The sequence below is a fragment of the Streptomyces sp. Ag109_O5-1 genome, assembly GCF_003814875.1.
Lineage (GTDB): Bacteria > Actinomycetota > Actinomycetes > Streptomycetales > Streptomycetaceae > Streptomyces > Streptomyces sasae.
In genome coordinates this window covers 7291641-7307861 of record NZ_RKQF01000001.1, presented here as the reverse complement: position 1 = coordinate 7307861, position 16221 = coordinate 7291641, and the positions used below count along the sequence as shown (strand labels likewise).

Genomic DNA, 16221 nt, shown 5'->3' with positions numbered 1-16221 from the left:
CTGTGCTTTCCGCTGCCCGGTAGGCAGCCGGTAAGCGTTCCGGACGTATCCCCATACGTAGACGTTCCCGCACGTGTTCGATGGAAAGACGCTTGCTTCGGTCCGGCGGTTGCCGGGGCCGGACGTGACCGATCTCAAGTGATCGCCCGCGTGGTACTTGGCAGGCACTTTTGGGGGCAGAGCTGACCAATCAAGATCACTTACCATCGGGGCGTGGGCGCGTTGTCAGCAGCAGGTGCGAGGATGCGTGCGACAGCAGAACTGGCCGACGCGCTAGTGGTGGTGGGGGGAATTCCGCGCCCGCGCAGAAGGGACCGCTGACGGCGATGCAGATCCGGCTGACCGTCGTAGACCCGCTGGGCCCTGCCGCGCAGCGGGGCCGGGCCGTGAGCCGCGACGTGCTGGTGACGGCGCCGGCGGGCACGGACCTGGCCGCGGTGGCCTCCGCGCTGGCCTCGGCGGTCACCGGCGACGGCAGCCTGGGCGGCCGCGAGCCGAGCAGCGCGCCGGTGGTGCTCTACGCCGGGGTGGAGCGGCTGGACGCCCGCCGCCGCATCCTGGGCGAGCCCCCGCTGGTCGACGGCGCCGTGCTGTCCCTGGGCGCCCCCGCGGCCCCCGAACCGCATCCCGAGCTGGACGACGCCCCGACCCAGCTGCACGTGGTGGCCGGGCCCGACGCGGGCGGGGTCCACCTCCTGCACGGCGGCCAGATCACCATCGGCCGCTCCGCCGACGCCGACGTCCCGCTCGACGACCCGGACGTCTCCCGGCTGCACTGCGCGGTCACGGTCGCCGCCGACGGCCGCGTCTCGGTCGCCGACCTGAACTCCACCAACGGCACGGTCCTGGACGGCACCCGCGTCACCGACCGCCCGGTCCGCCTCACCCCGGGCGCCCTGCTGCGCATCGGGGAATCGGCCCTGCGGCTTACGCCGTCCGGGGGGCCGGGGGCCCGGCTGGGCACGGCAGCCGACGGGGAGGGGTGCGTGCGGGTGCTGGCGGAGGGCGAAGGGGCCGACGACGGCGCCGATGCCGGTACGGCCGTGCCTGCTCCGGCCGGCCGCACCCATCACGCCTACGGCACGGCGGGCTGGGGAGCCCCGGGCGGCGTGCCGGGGGGCCGGCAGCACGGTGGGGTGGACCCGACGGTCGTCCCCGCACAAGGCGACGCGCCGAGGATCGAGAGCGGCCCGGATCCCCGGACGACCACCGGGATGCCCGGCCCTCGCGGTTCCTCCGGCGACACACACGCGGGCCGCACCGGAATACTCGGCGACCCGGGCGACGCCCGAAGCGCCTCCACCGGGGCCGCAGGCTCCGGGGCCCCGAACACCGGACCCGCGGCTCACGGACCCGCAGCTCACGGACCCGCAGCTCACGGACCCACGACCGCCGGACGCACACCCACCGGCCCCACGGCTCACGGATCCGCAAACGCCGGAACCACGAACGCCGGATCCGCAGCTCACGGATCCACGACCGCCGGAAGCACACCCACCGGCCCCACCACCTACGGCACCGCGCCCACCGGCCCCACCACCTACGACCCGACGGCAGCGCACCGGACCTCCCCGGACGCCACCCAGTCGGCCGGGCACCCGGCCGGTGACGCCTCCGCCGCGCACCTCGACGACCCCGCCGCCTCCTCCGGCAGGCGCAAGGGCACGCCTCTGCGCGGCACCGACGCCCCCGTCCTGCCCGGCGCCCGCAGGCGCGGCGGCCTCGGCGCCTGGGCGCGGCGCCTGGCCGGCGGGCGGGGTGAACCCACGTCGGCCGACGCCGACGAGACCGTGGCCGACGACGACTTCGCCGCGTTCCCCGACGCTCCCGCCCAGCCCGAGACCTGGCCCGACCCGGCGGCCCTGCTCCTCACCGCGCTCGGACCCGGTCCCCGCCTCTGGGAGCGCGGCCCCGGGCACCCCGAGACGCTCACCGTCCGGCTCGGTACGGCGGACCGGCCGACGCCGGGCGGCTCGGGCCTGCTCCCCGCCGTGCCCGTCACCGCCGGCCTGCGCGAGGCCGGCGCCCTGGGCCTGGCGGGCCCGCGCACCCGCCTCTCCGGTCTCGCCCGCTCGGTTCTGGCCCAGCTCGCCGTGCTGCACTCGCCCGACCTGCTGGAGATCGTCCTGATCAGCGCGGACCGGGCCCGCCCGCTGGAGGAGCGCACGGCGGAGTGGTCCTGGCTCGGCTGGCTCCCGCACGTCCGTCCCGGGCACGGCCAGGACTGCCGCCTCCTGCTGGCCTACGACCGCGAACAGGCGGCGGCCCGCGTGGAGGAGCTGCTGCGCAGGGTGGAGGACCTGTCCGCACCCCGGCGGCCGGCCACCCCGTCCGACCGCCCGGCCCCGGCCCCGGCCCCGACCTCGACTCCGATGCCGGCCCCGGCACGGACGGCTGACGTCTCCCCCGCCGACGGCGCCCAGCGCCCCTCCTGGGCCCGTGCCGACCTCGGCGCCGTCGACGACAAGGGCGGCTTCCCCGGGCCGTACACGGTCGTCGTCGTGGACGGCGATCCCGGCGGCTCGGCCCTGCGGGACGCGGTGGCGCGGCTGGCGGTCGCCGGTCCGCGCGCCGGAGTGCATGTGATCTGCCTGGCCGAGACGGCACCCACCTCGTCCACCTCCCCGGTCGAGGAGACCTACGAGGCGGCGTGCGCGGTGACGCCGACGTTCCGGGAGTGCGGGGCGGTGGCCCTGCTCAGCGGGGACGTGGCCACGGCACTGCACCTCATGCGGGTCTCCACCGGCCCGGTCGGCCCCGGCACCCTCGCCGCGGTGGACGCGGTCTCCTTGGCCTGGGCCGAGCGGTTCGCGCGGGCGCTGGCCCCGCTGCGCCCCGACGGCCCGGCCGCCGACCGGCACACGCGCGTGACCGCCCCGCTCCCCCAGTCCGCCCGTCTGCTGGACGAGCTGGGGCTGGCGAGGGCGACCCCGGCGTCGCTGATGGCCCGCTGGGCGGACGCGGCCGACGACGCCGAGTCGCTGGGCGGCCGGGCCCGTGCGGTGCTCGGCGCCGGACCGCGCGGCCCGCTCGGGGCCGACCTGGTGGCCGACGGTCCGCACCTGCTGATCGAGGGCCCGTCCGGCAGCGGCCGTACGGAGCTGCTGCGGGCGATGGTCGCCTCGCTGGCGGCCGCCGATCGCCCCGACCGGCTCGGGATCGTCCTGATCGACGGCCGCGACGGCGTCGGCACGGGTGCCGGGCACGGCGAAGGCCTCCGGGTCTGTACGGACATACCGCATGTCACGACCCATCTCACCGCCAACGACCCGGTCCGGATGCGTGAATTCGCCCAGTCGCTGAGCGCCGAACTGAAGCGGCGGGCCGAACTGCTGGGCCGCTCCGACTTCAACGACTGGCACGCGCAGCGGGAGATCTCGGGCCGGATCGTCCCCCAGCGCACCCGTCCCACCTCGGGCGCCGCCGACATAGAAGCCCCGCCGAGCTCGACGCTCCGGCTGCGCCCGTCGGCCGGCGCCGCGGCCCGCCGGCCCACCGAGACGCCCCCGCCGTTGCCCCGCCTGGTGGTCGTCGTCGACGACCTGGACGCCCTGGTCTCCCCCGCGCTCGGTTCACCGGGCCGCCCGGCCGCCGGTTCCGTGATGCGGGCGCTGGAGGCGGTGGCGAAGGAGGGTGAGCGGCTCGGCGTCCACCTGGTCGCCGCGGCCGGCACCGGCGGTCGTACGGCGGAGACGGAACCGGCCCGGCAGGCCACCCTGCGCGTCACCCTGGACACACCGGCCGGCGGCCCCGACGAACCGGCCCCGGGCCGCGGTCGCCTCACCACCCCGGACGGCCGTACCACCGCGTTCCAGGCGGGCCGCGTCACGGGCCGCATCCCCCGTACGGCGACCCAGCGCCCCACGGTGGTCCCCCTCGACTGGCCCCGCATGGGCGATCCCCCGGCCCGCCGCCCGGTCCGGGAGCTGGGCAACGGCCCGACGGACCTGGCGTTGCTGGCGAGCGCGGTGGAGCGGGCGGCCCGGGAGGTCTCCGCGACCGAGGTCCCTTCGCTTCTCTGACCGATCACCGTTTCTCTGACCGATCACCGTTTCTTTGACCGATCACCGTTTCTTTGGCGGGTCACCGCTTCTCTGACCGATCACCGCTTCTCCGACGGGTCACCGCTTCTCCGATCAGCCCACGATCACGAGGCGATCACGATCCCCGGCCCTCACCGGCAGGCACCCTTGCCGCGCACGCGGCCCCCGCGTACACCGGAGCGCACGGGACAGAGTTCTGGCGTTCAATGAGGAACGACGAACGGGGAAGTGATGCGCGTCATGAGCAACACCATCCGGACAAGCAGGGCCGTCACCACACTCGCCGCGCTGCTCGCGGGAGCCCTCGCGCTCGCCGCCTGCGGAGGCGGCAACGACAAGACGTCCGGCGGCGGGGACAGCACCGGCGCCACCGAGACGAGCACCCTCGCCCTCCCGAAGCTGAACGGCACCAACCTGGAGGTCGCCGCCGTCTGGACCGGGCAGGAGCAGAAGAACTTCAAGCAGGTCCTCGCGGAGTTCGAGAAGCGCACCGGTGCGAAGGTCACCTTCGTGCCCGCGCAGGACCCGATCATCAACTTCCTCGGCTCGAAGATCGCGGGCGGTCAGCCGCCGGACATCGCGCTGCTGCCGCAGCCCGGCGCGATCAAGCAGGCCGTCCAGAAGGGCTGGGCGAAGCCGCTGAGCGCCGACACGATCACGGAAGTGCAGAAGAACTATTCGCAGGGCTGGCAGGACATCGGCAAGGTCGACGGCAAGCAGTACGGCGTCTACTACAAGGCCGCCAACAAGTCGCTGATCTGGTACAACACCAAGGTCTTCGAGAACGCGGGGGCCAAGGAGCCCAAGACCTGGCAGGACCTGCTGACGGCGGCGCAGGCGGTGTACGACTCGGGTGTCACCCCGTTCTCGATCGGCGGCGCGGACGGCTGGACGCTGACCGACTGGTTCGAGAACGTCTACCTCTCGCAGGCGGGCCCGGAGAAGTACGACCAGCTCGCCCAGCACAAGATCAAGTGGACGGACCCGAGCGTCAAGCAGGCGCTGACCACGCTCGCCCAGATCTGGGGCAAGAAGGGGTACATCGCGGGCGGCGCGAGCGGTGCGCTGCAGACGGAGTTCCCGGCGTCGGTCACCCAGACCTTCACCGGCGGCGCCCAGCCGAAGGCCGCGATGGTCTACGAGGGCGACTTCGTGCAGGTCAACATCGGTGAGACCAAGGCGAAGGTGGGCACGGACGCGAAGGTGTTCCCGTTCCCGAGCGTGGGCTCGACCGCGCCCGTGGTCTCCGGCGGTGACGCGGCCGTCGTCTTCAAGGACTCCAAGGGCGCGCAGGCGCTGGCGAAGTTCCTGGCCTCCCCGGACGCGGCGACGATCCAGGCGAAGCTCGGCGGCTATCTGTCGCCGAACAAGAACGTGGCGAACTCGGCGTACCCGAACGAGGTGCAGCGCAAGATCGCCCAGGCTCTGATCGCCTCCGGCGACGACTTCCGCTTCGACATGTCCGACCAGGCCCCGCAGGCCTTCGGCGGCACCCCGGGCAAGGGCGAGTGGAAGGACCTCCAGGACTTCCTGCAGAACCCGACGGACGTCGCGGGCACCCAGGCGAAGCTGGAGAAGGACGCGGCGGCCGCTTACGGCAGCGGAAGCTGACCCGGCGATGGCGTCACCCGCCACGGCGGGGGTCCCCGGGACCCCCGCCGACCCGCGCCCCCGCGGCCGCAAGAGCGTGACCGGCACCCGCAAGTCCGTGGCGGTTCTCTTTCTGCTCCCCGCCCTGGTGCTGCTCGGCGCGCTCGTGGTCTACCCGATCGGGTACTCGCTGATCCGCAGCTTCTACAACGCCAACGGCGACGGGTTCGCCGGCTTCGACAACTACAAGGCGATCTTCACGGACGACGGCATCCGCACCGCCCTGAAGAACAACATCATCTGGGTGGTGTTCGCGCCGACCATCTCCACCTCCCTCGGCCTGGTCTTCGCGGTGCTGACCGAACGGATCCGCTGGGGAACGGCGTTCAAGCTGGTCGTCTTCATGCCGATGGCGATCTCCATGCTGGCCGCCGGCATCATCTTCCGGCTGGTCTACGACCAGGACCCGGACAAGGGCGTCGCCAACGCGGTCTGGGTCGGCATCCACGACACCTTCGCCCAGTCGTCGGCGTTCCCGAACGCCCACCCGGGCCGCGATTCGCCCCTGAAGCCGTATCAGGGCGGCTTCATCACCACGGCCACCGTCCGCACCGGGCAGACCGTCGCCCTCCCGCTCGTCGGTGTCGCCCCCGACCAGATGCCCGGCGGCGCGAAGAGTGCCGTGGCGGCCAAGCCCGACCCGGCGAAGATCACCGGCACCACCTGGCAGGACTTCACCCGAGGCAAGGGCGTCGGCAGGCTCGGCGTGCCCGACCCGTCCGAGCTCGGCTACGACGGGATGCGGATCGAGGCGGTCAAGAACGGCAAGGTGGTGGCATCGACCAAGGCGGCGGCCGACGGCACCTTCACCCTCCCCGCCGCCGCCGACGGGGCACAGCTCCGGCTCCCCGCGAGCAACTTCAAGCAGCCCTACAACGGCGTCGACTGGCTCGGCCCGACCCTGGTCACCCCCGCCATCATCGGGTCGTACGTCTGGATGTGGGCGGGCTTCGCGATGGTGCTGATCGCGGCCGGGCTCGCGGGCGTGCCCCGGGAGCTCCTGGAGGCGGCCCGCGTGGACGGCGCGACCGAGTGGCAGGTGTTCCGCAAGGTCACCGTGCCGCTCCTCGCACCGGTCCTCGCGGTCGTCACCGTCACACTGATGATCAACGTGCTGAAGGTCTTCGACCTCGTGTACATCATCGCGCCGGGCTCCTCGCAGGACGACGCGAACGTGCTCGCCCTGGAGCTGTACCGCAAGGGCTTCTCGGAGGGCCAGCCGGGCATCGCGAGCGCGATCGCGGTGTTCCTGCTGCTTCTCGTCATCCCGGTGATGTGGTTCAACGTGCGCAGGCTGCGGCGGGAGGAGCGGCGATGAGCTGGCTGCTGGAGAAGATCAACGGCGGTCTGGTCCGCTTCTTCCTGATCGTCGTCGCCCTGTTCTGGCTGGTGCCGACGATCGGCCTGCTCGCCTCCTCGCTCCGTTCGCCGGACGACATGAGCGCGAGCGGCTGGTGGCACGTGTTCAGCAAGCCGTCCCAGCTCACCTTCGAGAGTTACCAGAAGCTCCTGGAGAACAGCGACATCACCAACTCCCTCTGGAACACGGTCCTGATCACCGTCCCGGCGACGATCCTGGTGGTCGTCATCGGAGCGCTGGCCGGTTACGCGTTCGCGTGGATGGAGTTCCCGGGCCGGGACTGGTGGTTCCTGATCGTGGTCAGTCTGCTGGTGGTGCCGGTCCAGGTGGCGCTGATCCCGATCGCCGAACTCTTCGGGACGATCGGCCTGTTCGGGACGATCTTCGGGGTGATCCTCTTCCATGTCGGCTTCGGGCTGCCGTTCGCGGTGTTCCTGCTGCGGAACTTCTTCGCGGAGATCCCGCGGGAGCTGCTGGAGGCGGCGCGCCTGGACGGCGCCGGTGAACTGCGCCTGTTCACCCGGGTGGTGATGCCACTGGGCGGGCCGGCGATCGCGAGCCTGGGCATCTTCCAGTTCCTGTGGGTGTGGAACGACATGCTGGTCGCACTGGTGTTCACCAAGTCGGGCACCCAGCCGATCACGGTGGCGCTGCAGACCCAGGTCCGGCAGTTCGGGAACAACGTCGACGTCCTCGCCCCCGGCGCCTTCATCTCGATGGTCATCCCGCTGGCCGTGTTCTTCGCGTTCCAGCGGCAGTTCGTGTCCGGGGTGATGGCGGGCGCGGTCAAGTAGCGCAGAGGCGGTATCCGCGGAGGGCGGGCCGGCAACCGGCTCGCCCTTCCGCTGTCGCCGGCGGCGTTCCCCCACATGACGTAAGGAACCGTAACCAAATCATTCCATTGGCCGTTCCCGGGCAGAACGCCCGCGCCGACCGACCCATGGATGCCCCTTGCCCAGGTTCAGTGTCATTGTCCCCGCGTACAAGGTCCAGGCGTATCTGTCCGAGTGCCTGGACTCGGTGCTCTCGCAGTCGTACCCCGATCTCGAACTGATCGCCGTGGACGACTGCTCACCGGACGCCTGCGGCGCGATCATCGACGAGTACGCGGCCCGTGACGCACGGGTCCGGCCCGTGCACCTGACGGAGAACCGGGGCCTGGGCGGCGCCCGCAACGCGGGGATGGAGCAGGCGCGCGGCGACTACCTGCTCTTCCTGGACAGCGACGACACCCTCACGCCCGACGCGCTGCGCACGATCGCGGACCGGGTCAAGGAGAGCGGTGAGCCGGACGTCCTCGTGTACGACTACGCGCGGACGTTCTGGACGGGCCGGGCGGAGCGCAACAAGGTCGCGGCGCAGCTGACCGAGGATGGGCCGGCGCCGTTCCGCCTTGAGGACCGGCCCGGGCTGCTCCGGGTGCTGATGGTGGCCTGGAACAAGGCGTACCGGCGGGAGTTCGTCGAGGAGAACGGCTTCGCCTTCCCGCCCGGTTACTACGAGGACACCCCCTGGACCTACCCGGTCCTGATGGCCGCCGGGTCGATCGCCACCCTCGACCGGGTCTGTGTGCACTACCGGCAGCGGAGGCAGGGCAACATCCTCTCCACCACCAGCCGCAAGCACTTCGACATCTTCGAACAGTACGACCGGGTCTTCGCGTTCATCGAAGAGCGGACCGAACTCGACCGCTGGCGACCGGTGTTGTTCCGCCGCATGATCGACCACCTCTCGACGGTGTTCACCAAGCGGGACCGCCTCCCGAAGGGCACCCGCGCCGAGTTCCTGCGCAAGGCCCGCGCCCACTACCGCCGTTACCAGGCCAAGGGCACCCAGGTTCCTCCCCCACTCTCGGCTCCGCTCGAGCGGGGGTACCCCCATCGCACCCGGCTGCGCCACGCCCTCGTCCACTACGGCCTGCACCGCACCTATCGCGCCCTCCAGCTGGCGATGTCCGCGCGCCGCCGTACCCTCAAGGCGGGCGTTCAGTTCGCCCGCGGCCTGCGCTCGGCCCTCCTCCAGCTCCACTACCGCGTCCAGCTGCGCCTCCCGCTGCGCGCCGACCGCGCGGTCTTCGCCGCCTACTGGAACCGCGGCCACGGCTGCAATCCTGGCGCGCTGGAGGCGGCGTTCCGCAGCCACGCCCCGCACATCCGCACCGCCTGGATCGCCCGCCCCGAGCACCAGCACGCGATCCCGCCGGGCCCGCGTCGGCTGCGTCCGGGCACCCTCGCCTACTGGACGGCGCTGGCCCGCTCCAAGTACCTGGTGAACAACGTCAACTTCGACCGCCGGCTGCGTAAACGCCCCGGCCAGGTGTTCGTGCAGACCCAGCACGGCACCCCCCTCAAGCACATGGGCCTGGACCTCCAGGAACACCCGGCGGCCGCCGCCGGCATGGACTTCGAGGAACTCCTGCGGGGCGTCGCCGCATGGGACTACGTCCTCTCCGCCAACCGCCACACCACCCTCACCTGGGAGCGTGTCTACCCCGGCGGCTACACCACCCTGGAGTACGGCTATCCGCGCAACGACGTCTTCCAGCAGGCCACCTCCGCCGACGTGACCCGGATCCGCGCGTCGCTCGGTGTCCCCGAGGGCACGGTCGCCCTGCTGTACGCCCCCACCCACCGCGACTACCGGCGCACCCAGCGCCCCGCCCTCGACCTGGACCGGATCGTGCGCCGCCTCGGCCCGCGCTTCGTGATCCTGGCCCGCGCCCACTACTGGCACGGCGGCCCGCTCGGGTCCGGGGGACGGGTGATCGACGTCAGCGACCACCCGAGCGTGGAGTCCCTCTGCCTGGCCTCGGACGCGCTGATCACCGACTACTCGTCGATCATGTTCGACTACGCCAACCTGGACCGGCCGATCGTCGTGCACACCGAGGACTGGGACGCCTACCACGCGGCCCGCGGCACCTACTTCGACCTGCGTTCCAGCCCGCCCGGCGCGGTCGCCGGCACCGAGGACGAGCTGATCGACATCTTCGCCACCGGCCACTGGCACGGCTCCCGCTCCGCCGAGCTGCGGGCCGCGTTCCGCGAGCGGTTCTGCCGGTACGACGACGGACGCGCTGCCGAACGGGTCGTACGGCATGTGGTGCTCGGCGAGACGGCCGGCCTGCCGAAGGTCGTCCCCCTGGACGAGCGGCACCCGGTTCCGTCGGCCGCCTCGGGGCTCGCCCACTCCCCGCTCGCCACCGTTCCGCAACCTTCCGGCCACCTGCCCGTCACCGAGAGCCGCTGAACGCCGTTTGCCTTTCAGGGAGTTTCTCCATGGCCCCCCACACCTCGCGGCCCACTCCGTCCCGGCCGTCCACCTGGCGACCGACGGGGAGACCGGGCCGCTTGCACACCTGAGAAAGAGCAGCATGCCCCGCTTCAGCATCATCGTCCCGTCCCACGGGGTCGCCGGCCGGCTGTCCCAGGCGCTGGACTCGGTCCTCGCCCAGTCCTTCGGCGACCTGGAGCTGATCCCGGTCTGCGACGCGCCCGACGCCCCGGCCGCCTCGGTCGCCGCCGGATACGCCGAGCGGGACTCCCGGGTGACCCCGGTGCACTCACCGCCGTCCGCCGGGCTGAGCAGGGCCCGCAACACCGGGATGCGGGCGGCGAACGGCACATATCTGCTGTTCCTCGACGGCGACGACGTACTGGTCCCCGGCGCGCTGGCGCTCCTCGACGCGCGGCTGGCCGAGGCCGGTGACGTGGACGTCCTGTACTTCGAGCACGAACGCACGCCCTGGTGGGAGGGCGAGCCGGGCAACCCGGCGGCGCCGCTGCTGGCGGGCGTTCCGCAGGGCGCCTTCGCCCCGGACCAGGCACCCGCGCTGACCGGCGTGGCGCTGCCGGCCTGGAGCGCCGCCTATCGCCGGACCTTCGTCGAGGACCGGCGGCTGCTGTTCCCCGACGGTCATTTCACGGACCTCGGCTGGGGCGGTCTGACCACGGTCGCCGCCGAGCGGATCGCGGTGCTGCGCTCGGTGGTCGTACGGCACCGGCTGCGCCGGCAGGGCAGCCGGCTCAACCTCCCCGGGCCGCACCAGCACGAACTCCTCGACCAGGTCGAGCTGGTGCTGGAGCGGGCCGCCGCGCTGCCGGGCGAGCGGGCCCGGCCGCTGTTCGAGCAGGTCTTCGGGGTGGTGCTGAAGACGGCCGCGCGGCCGGAGCGGATGCCGGGCGGGCGACGGGCCTTCTTCCGGCGGGCGCGGCGGCTGCACCGTACGCACCGGCCGGCCGGGTTCCGGATGCCGGGCGGGAGCATCGGTGTGCAGCACCGGCTCCTCGCGGCGGGCGCCTACACGGCGTTCCGGGCGCTGCGCGGGGCCAACCAGGCCGCCGCGCGGGCGGCCGAGCGGCTGCCCCGGCCGTACATGCCGCTCACCCGGCTGCGCTACGCCCTCGAACTGCGCCGCCCGCTGGACCAGCACCTCGCCGTGTACTGCGCCTACTGGGGGCGCGGCTACACCTGCAACCCGGCCGCGATCCATGCCACGGCCCGTGAACTCGCCCCGCACATCCGCTCGGTGTTCCTGGTCGAGGCCGACCAGGCGCACGCCATGCCGGAGGGCATCGAGTACGCGGTGATCGGCAGCCGCCGCTACTGGCAGGTGCTGGCCCGCGCCAAGTACCTGGTGAACAACGCCAACTTCGCCGAGGGGGTCGTCAAGCGGCCCGGCAGTGTGCACCTGCAGACCCAGCACGGCACCCCACTGAAGAAAATGGGCGTCGACCAGTCGACGTACCCGGTGGTCGCCGCCCAGACCGGCAGCTTCACCAAGCTCCTCGGCCGGGTCGACCGCTGGGACTTCAACCTCTCCGCCAACCGCCACTCCACCGAGACCTGGGAGCGCGCCTTCCCGGGCTCGTACGAGGCGCTGGAGTACGGCTATCCGCGCAACGACGTCTACTACACGGCGTCCGCCCACGACGTGGTCCGCGCCCGGCGCAAGCTCGGCGTCCCGGACGGCAGGACGGCCGTCCTGTACGCGCCGACCCACCGCGACCACCACACCGGCTTCGAGCCCGGCCTCGACCTGGAGGCGTTCTGCGAGGCGGTCGGCGAGAACGTCGTCGTACTGCTGCGCGCCCACTACTTCTACGACCGGGGGGCGTTCCGGAACACCGGCCGGGTCATCGACGTCACCGCGCACCGCTCGTCCGAGGACGTGTGTCTGGCCGCGGACGCGCTGGTCACCGACTACTCCTCCATCATGTTCGACTACGCCAACCTGGACCGGCCGATCGTGGTCTACGCCGACGACTGGGAGGTCTACCGGCACACCCGGGGCGTCTGCTTCGACCTGATGGCCGAGCCGCCCGGCCCGGTCGCCCGCACCCCGGAGGAGCTGGCCAGGATCTTCCGCGACGGCTCCTACGCGGGCCCGGAGTCCAAGCAGCTGCGGGCCGGGTTCCGGGCCCGGTTCTGCCAGTTCGACGACGGTCTGGCCGCCGAGCGGGTCGTCCGGCGGGTCTTCCTCAACCAGCCACCGGAGGCGATCCCGGCGGTGATCCCCCTGGCAGAGCGCCTGCCGGCGCCGACCGCGACCCTTGTCAGGAGCTGACCGTGCCCCGATTCAGTCTGATCGTGCCCTGCTTCAAGGTGCAGGGCTTTCTCCGGGAGTGCCTCGACTCGGTCCTGGAGCAGTCCTGCCACGACATCGAGGTGATCGCCGTCGACGACCGTTCCCCGGACGGCTGCGGCGCGATCCTCGACGAGTACGCGGCCCGCGACCCGCGCGTGCGGGTCCTGCACCTGCCGGAGAACGTCGGCCTCGGCCGCGCCCGCAACGCCGGACTCCCCTACGCCACCGGTGACTTCCTGCTCTTCCTCGACAGCGACGACACCCTCACCCCGGGGGCACTGGACGCGATCGCCGACCGGCTGGCCGAGACCGGCGACCCGGACGTCCTGGTCTTCGACTACGCCCGCACCTACTGGTGGGGCGGAACCAGGCGCAACGCGCTCGCGGAGGTCCTCGGTGTGACGTCGGAGGTGTTCACGGCGGCCGAACACCCCGAGATCCTGGACCTGTTGATGGTCGTCTGGAACAAGGTCTACCGGCGGGACTTCGTCGAGGAGAACGGCTTCCAGTTCCCGCCGGGCTACTACGAGGACACCCCCTGGACCTTCCCGGTCATGCTCAGCGCGGCCCGTATCGCCACGCTCGACCGGATCTGCCTGAACTACCGCCAGCGCCGCCAGGGCAACATCCTCTCCACCACCAGCCGTAAGCACTTCGACGTCCACGACCAGTACAAGCGGGTCTTCGCCTTCGTGGACTCCCGCCCTGAACTCGCGAGTTGGCGGCCGTACCTGCACCGGAAGATGGGCGAGCACTGCCTGGACATCCTCGCCAAGCCGGACCGGCTGCCGCCCGCCGCCAAGGGCGAGTTCTTCCGGCGCACGGCGGAGCTGTACCGCGCCTACCGGCCCGAGGAGGCCGAGGGGGTCGAGGGGGCGGCCGGTCTGGGTGTGCTCGGCGGCTCGTATGCGGCCTATCTGCTGCGGCAGCAGGCCGAACGGGTCGGCCGGGAGGGCGAGCGGCAGGCGTTGTGGGTGCGGCAGGCGGCGGGGGCCCGGGCCCGGCAGGCGCTGGCCGGGCTCCGCGGCCTGCGCGCACCGGACGCGGACCTGGTGGTCTACTCGGCGTCCTCGCACCGGGGTCTGCTGGGCGACCCGGCGGCCGTCTACCGCAAGGCCCGGGAGATCGCACCATGGCTGCGCGGGGTGTGGGTGGTACGGGACGAGGAGGCGGCGGCGGGGCTGCCCGCGGACGTGGAACACGTGCTGCTCGACTCCCCGGACTACCTACGGCTGACCGCCCGCGCGAAGTTCTTCGTCAACGACGTCAACTGGCCCGGCACGCTGGTCAAACGCCCCGGCAGTGTGCACATCCACACCCATCAGGGCACCCCGCTCAAGTACAAGGGCGCCGACCTGCTGGGCAAGCCCGGCGCCCGGCTCGCCTTCGACGTGCCGCAGATGCTGCGCCGGGCCGACCGCTGGGACCACAGCCTGGTCGCCAACCGCCACTCCGAGCTGGTCTGGGAACGGGCCTACCCCTGCCACTTCGCATCGGCCCGTACGGGCAGCCCACGCAACGACGTGCTGGTCAAGGGCGGTATGGCGGGTGCCGGGTGTGATGGTTCCGCGGCGGGCGCCGGGCGCAAGGGTTCCGCGGCGGGCGCCGGCTTCCGGGACCGGCACGGCATCCCGGCCGGCCACACGGTGGTGCTCTACGCCCCGACCCGCCGGGACTACGTCCGGGGCGGTCACATCGACCGGATCGACCTGGTCCGGTTCGCCGCCGACCTCGGCGCCGGCCACACGCTCGTGGTCCGGCTGCACCCGGCTCTCGCGACCGGCCCGGCCCGCGGCATGGGCCTGGCCGAGCTGCACCGGCGCGGGATCCTGGTCGACGCGACCGGCGAACCACACGTCGAGGAGGTCATGCTGGCCTCGGACGCCCTGGTCACCGACTACTCATCCATCATGTTCGACTACGCCAACCTGGACCGGCCGATCGTCGTGCACGCCGACGACTGGGCCGCGTACACCGCGAGCCGGGGCGCCTATCTCGACGTCACCGCCGACGCGCCGGGCCATGTGTCCCACTCCTACCGGGAGTTGGCGTGGCTGTTCGCCTCGGGCGGCTGGCGGGACGAGGAGTCGGCACGGCTGCGGGCCGACTTCCGCTCCCGTTTCTGCGAGTTCGACGACGGAAGGGCCGCCGAACGGGTCGTACGGACCCTGCTCCTCGGTGAGCCGATGCCGGAACCGGTGCAGGTGCCCGGTCCGGCCGACGCGCCCGGCCTCCTGGCGTCGACGTGAGACCGCGTACCTGGGTGCTGGTGCTGGCCGCCGTGTTCGCGGTGCTGCAACTCGCCGATGTCACCGGCCGGGACACACCCGACTCCAAGAACTACGTGTCGTACGCACTGACTCTGGGCGGGGCGACCAAGCAGGAGGCGGCGGCCGAGACGGCCGACTGGGCCTGCGCCGGCGATGCGTCGAAGGCGCGGCGCGCGCAGAGCGTGGACGTGCTGCGCTTCCATGGGCCGAACCCGGCGGGACGGGTGTTCGCGGAGTGCCGCTCCTCCGAACTGCGGCGCGTGGAGCGGCGGCTGGCGGCCGGGCAGACGGACGGGCACATCGTGCCGTTCGTGGGCCCGCGGCTGAGGGCCGTCTTCGAGGTGCGGCCCGGCTATCCGGTGCTTCTGCTGCCGTTCGTGACCGTGTTCGGGGTGACGTGGGGGGTGTGGCTGGCGAGTGTGCTGGTCGCGGGCGCGGGCGGGGTGCTGGTCTTCCTGGTGCTGCGGACGGTTTCGGTGGCGGTGCCGCTCGCGCTGACCGGGCAGGCCCTGTACTACGTCCTGCCGGTGGGCACGACCGCGATGCGGCCAATGGCCGAGGGCCTGATGCTGGCGCTGACACTGGTGGCGGTGTGGGGCTGTGCGCTGGCCCTGACCCGGCGGGCGCGGGCGGGGACGGCCCTGGTGGCGGGCGCGCTGCTCGCCCTCTTCACGGTGAAGCACTCGCAGGCGCTGTTCCTCGGCGGGTGCCTGGCGGTGGCCGGGGCGGTGGTCGCGCTGTGGCGGCGCCGGCACGGGCGGGCGCCGGGGCGCGGGGTGGTGCCGATCGCGGCGGCGGGCTGTGCGGCGGTCGTCGGCACGCTGCTGCTGGTACGGCTGCTGCACTATCCCTCCGAGTCGGAGAGCATGCAGGACCTGCTGACCAACCACTACACCCACCCTGACCGGGTCCACCCCTGGCAGGAGTTCCTCCATCTGGAGGGGAACTTCTGGGTGGAGTGGCTGCGCCGGCAGCCGATGGCTCCGCTGTTCCTGTCCGCGCTGGCGGCCGGGGCGTGGGGCGCGCGGCGGCGGCCGGCCTTCGGGGTCTTCCTGCTGGCGGCCGCGGGCACCGGGATCCTCACCCAGGCCGGGCACCCCGACATCAACATCTGGGGCGACCGGCTGATCGTGCTGGCGTGGCTGCTGCCGGTGGTGGGGGTGCCGTTGCTCCTGGAGCCTCTGGTGCACCGGACGGTCCCGATGCCCGCGCAGGCGTCTCCCCGGACGGCCGATGTCACTCGATGAGGTGATGGACGGCAAAGCGGCCGGGGCGGACGGGAAAACTCGGCAAATGGTCCGCCCTGTCCGC

At 72.5% G+C, this 16221-nt stretch carries 8 protein-coding genes; all 8 read left to right on the top strand.

Annotation, left to right across the window (positions count from 1 at the left end; genetic code table 11):
• Positions 1–326 precede the first annotated feature (326 nt).
• The 8 genes from EDD90_RS33135 to EDD90_RS33100 all read left to right on the top strand — a co-directional run bounded on the left by EDD90_RS33135 (position 327) and on the right by EDD90_RS33100 (position 16157).
• Positions 327–4022: an FHA domain-containing protein gene (locus tag EDD90_RS33135; RefSeq protein WP_123976562.1), complete on the top strand. Its 3696-nt coding sequence runs from the start codon at positions 327–329 to the stop codon at positions 4020–4022.
• Between the two features lie 252 nt (positions 4023–4274).
• Positions 4275–5654 (top strand): ABC transporter substrate-binding protein, encoded by a 1380-nt coding sequence (locus EDD90_RS33130; protein WP_123976561.1) that lies wholly within the window; start codon positions 4275–4277, stop codon positions 5652–5654.
• 7 nt (positions 5655–5661) lie between these two features.
• Entirely contained in the window at positions 5662–7011 is a 1350-nt protein-coding gene (locus tag EDD90_RS33125; protein ID WP_123976560.1) for a carbohydrate ABC transporter permease, read from the top strand.
• A complete protein-coding gene (locus EDD90_RS33120; RefSeq protein ID WP_260328268.1) occupies positions 7008–7847 on the top strand; it encodes a carbohydrate ABC transporter permease in 840 nt (279 codons plus the stop codon). Before EDD90_RS33125 ends, EDD90_RS33120 begins: the two co-directional genes overlap by 4 nt.
• Positions 7848–8004: 157 nt before the next feature.
• On the top strand, positions 8005–10302 hold the full coding sequence (locus EDD90_RS33115; RefSeq protein WP_123976558.1) for a bifunctional glycosyltransferase family 2 protein/CDP-glycerol:glycerophosphate glycerophosphotransferase: 2298 nt from the start codon (positions 8005–8007) through the stop codon (positions 10300–10302).
• 124 nt (positions 10303–10426) lie between these two features.
• Positions 10427–12619 (top strand): bifunctional glycosyltransferase family 2 protein/CDP-glycerol:glycerophosphate glycerophosphotransferase, encoded by a 2193-nt coding sequence (locus EDD90_RS33110; RefSeq protein ID WP_123976557.1) that lies wholly within the window; start codon positions 10427–10429, stop codon positions 12617–12619.
• Between the two features lie 2 nt (positions 12620–12621).
• Positions 12622–14889 carry a bifunctional glycosyltransferase/CDP-glycerol:glycerophosphate glycerophosphotransferase gene (locus tag EDD90_RS33105; RefSeq protein ID WP_123976556.1) on the top strand — a complete coding sequence of 756 codons (2268 nt, stop codon included), beginning with the start codon at positions 12622–12624 and terminating at the stop codon, positions 14887–14889.
• Complete coding sequence (locus tag EDD90_RS33100; protein WP_123976555.1) at positions 14886–16157, top strand: hypothetical protein; 1272 nt, start codon at positions 14886–14888, stop codon at positions 16155–16157. Before EDD90_RS33105 ends, EDD90_RS33100 begins: the two co-directional genes overlap by 4 nt.
• Positions 16158–16221 lie beyond the last annotated feature (64 nt).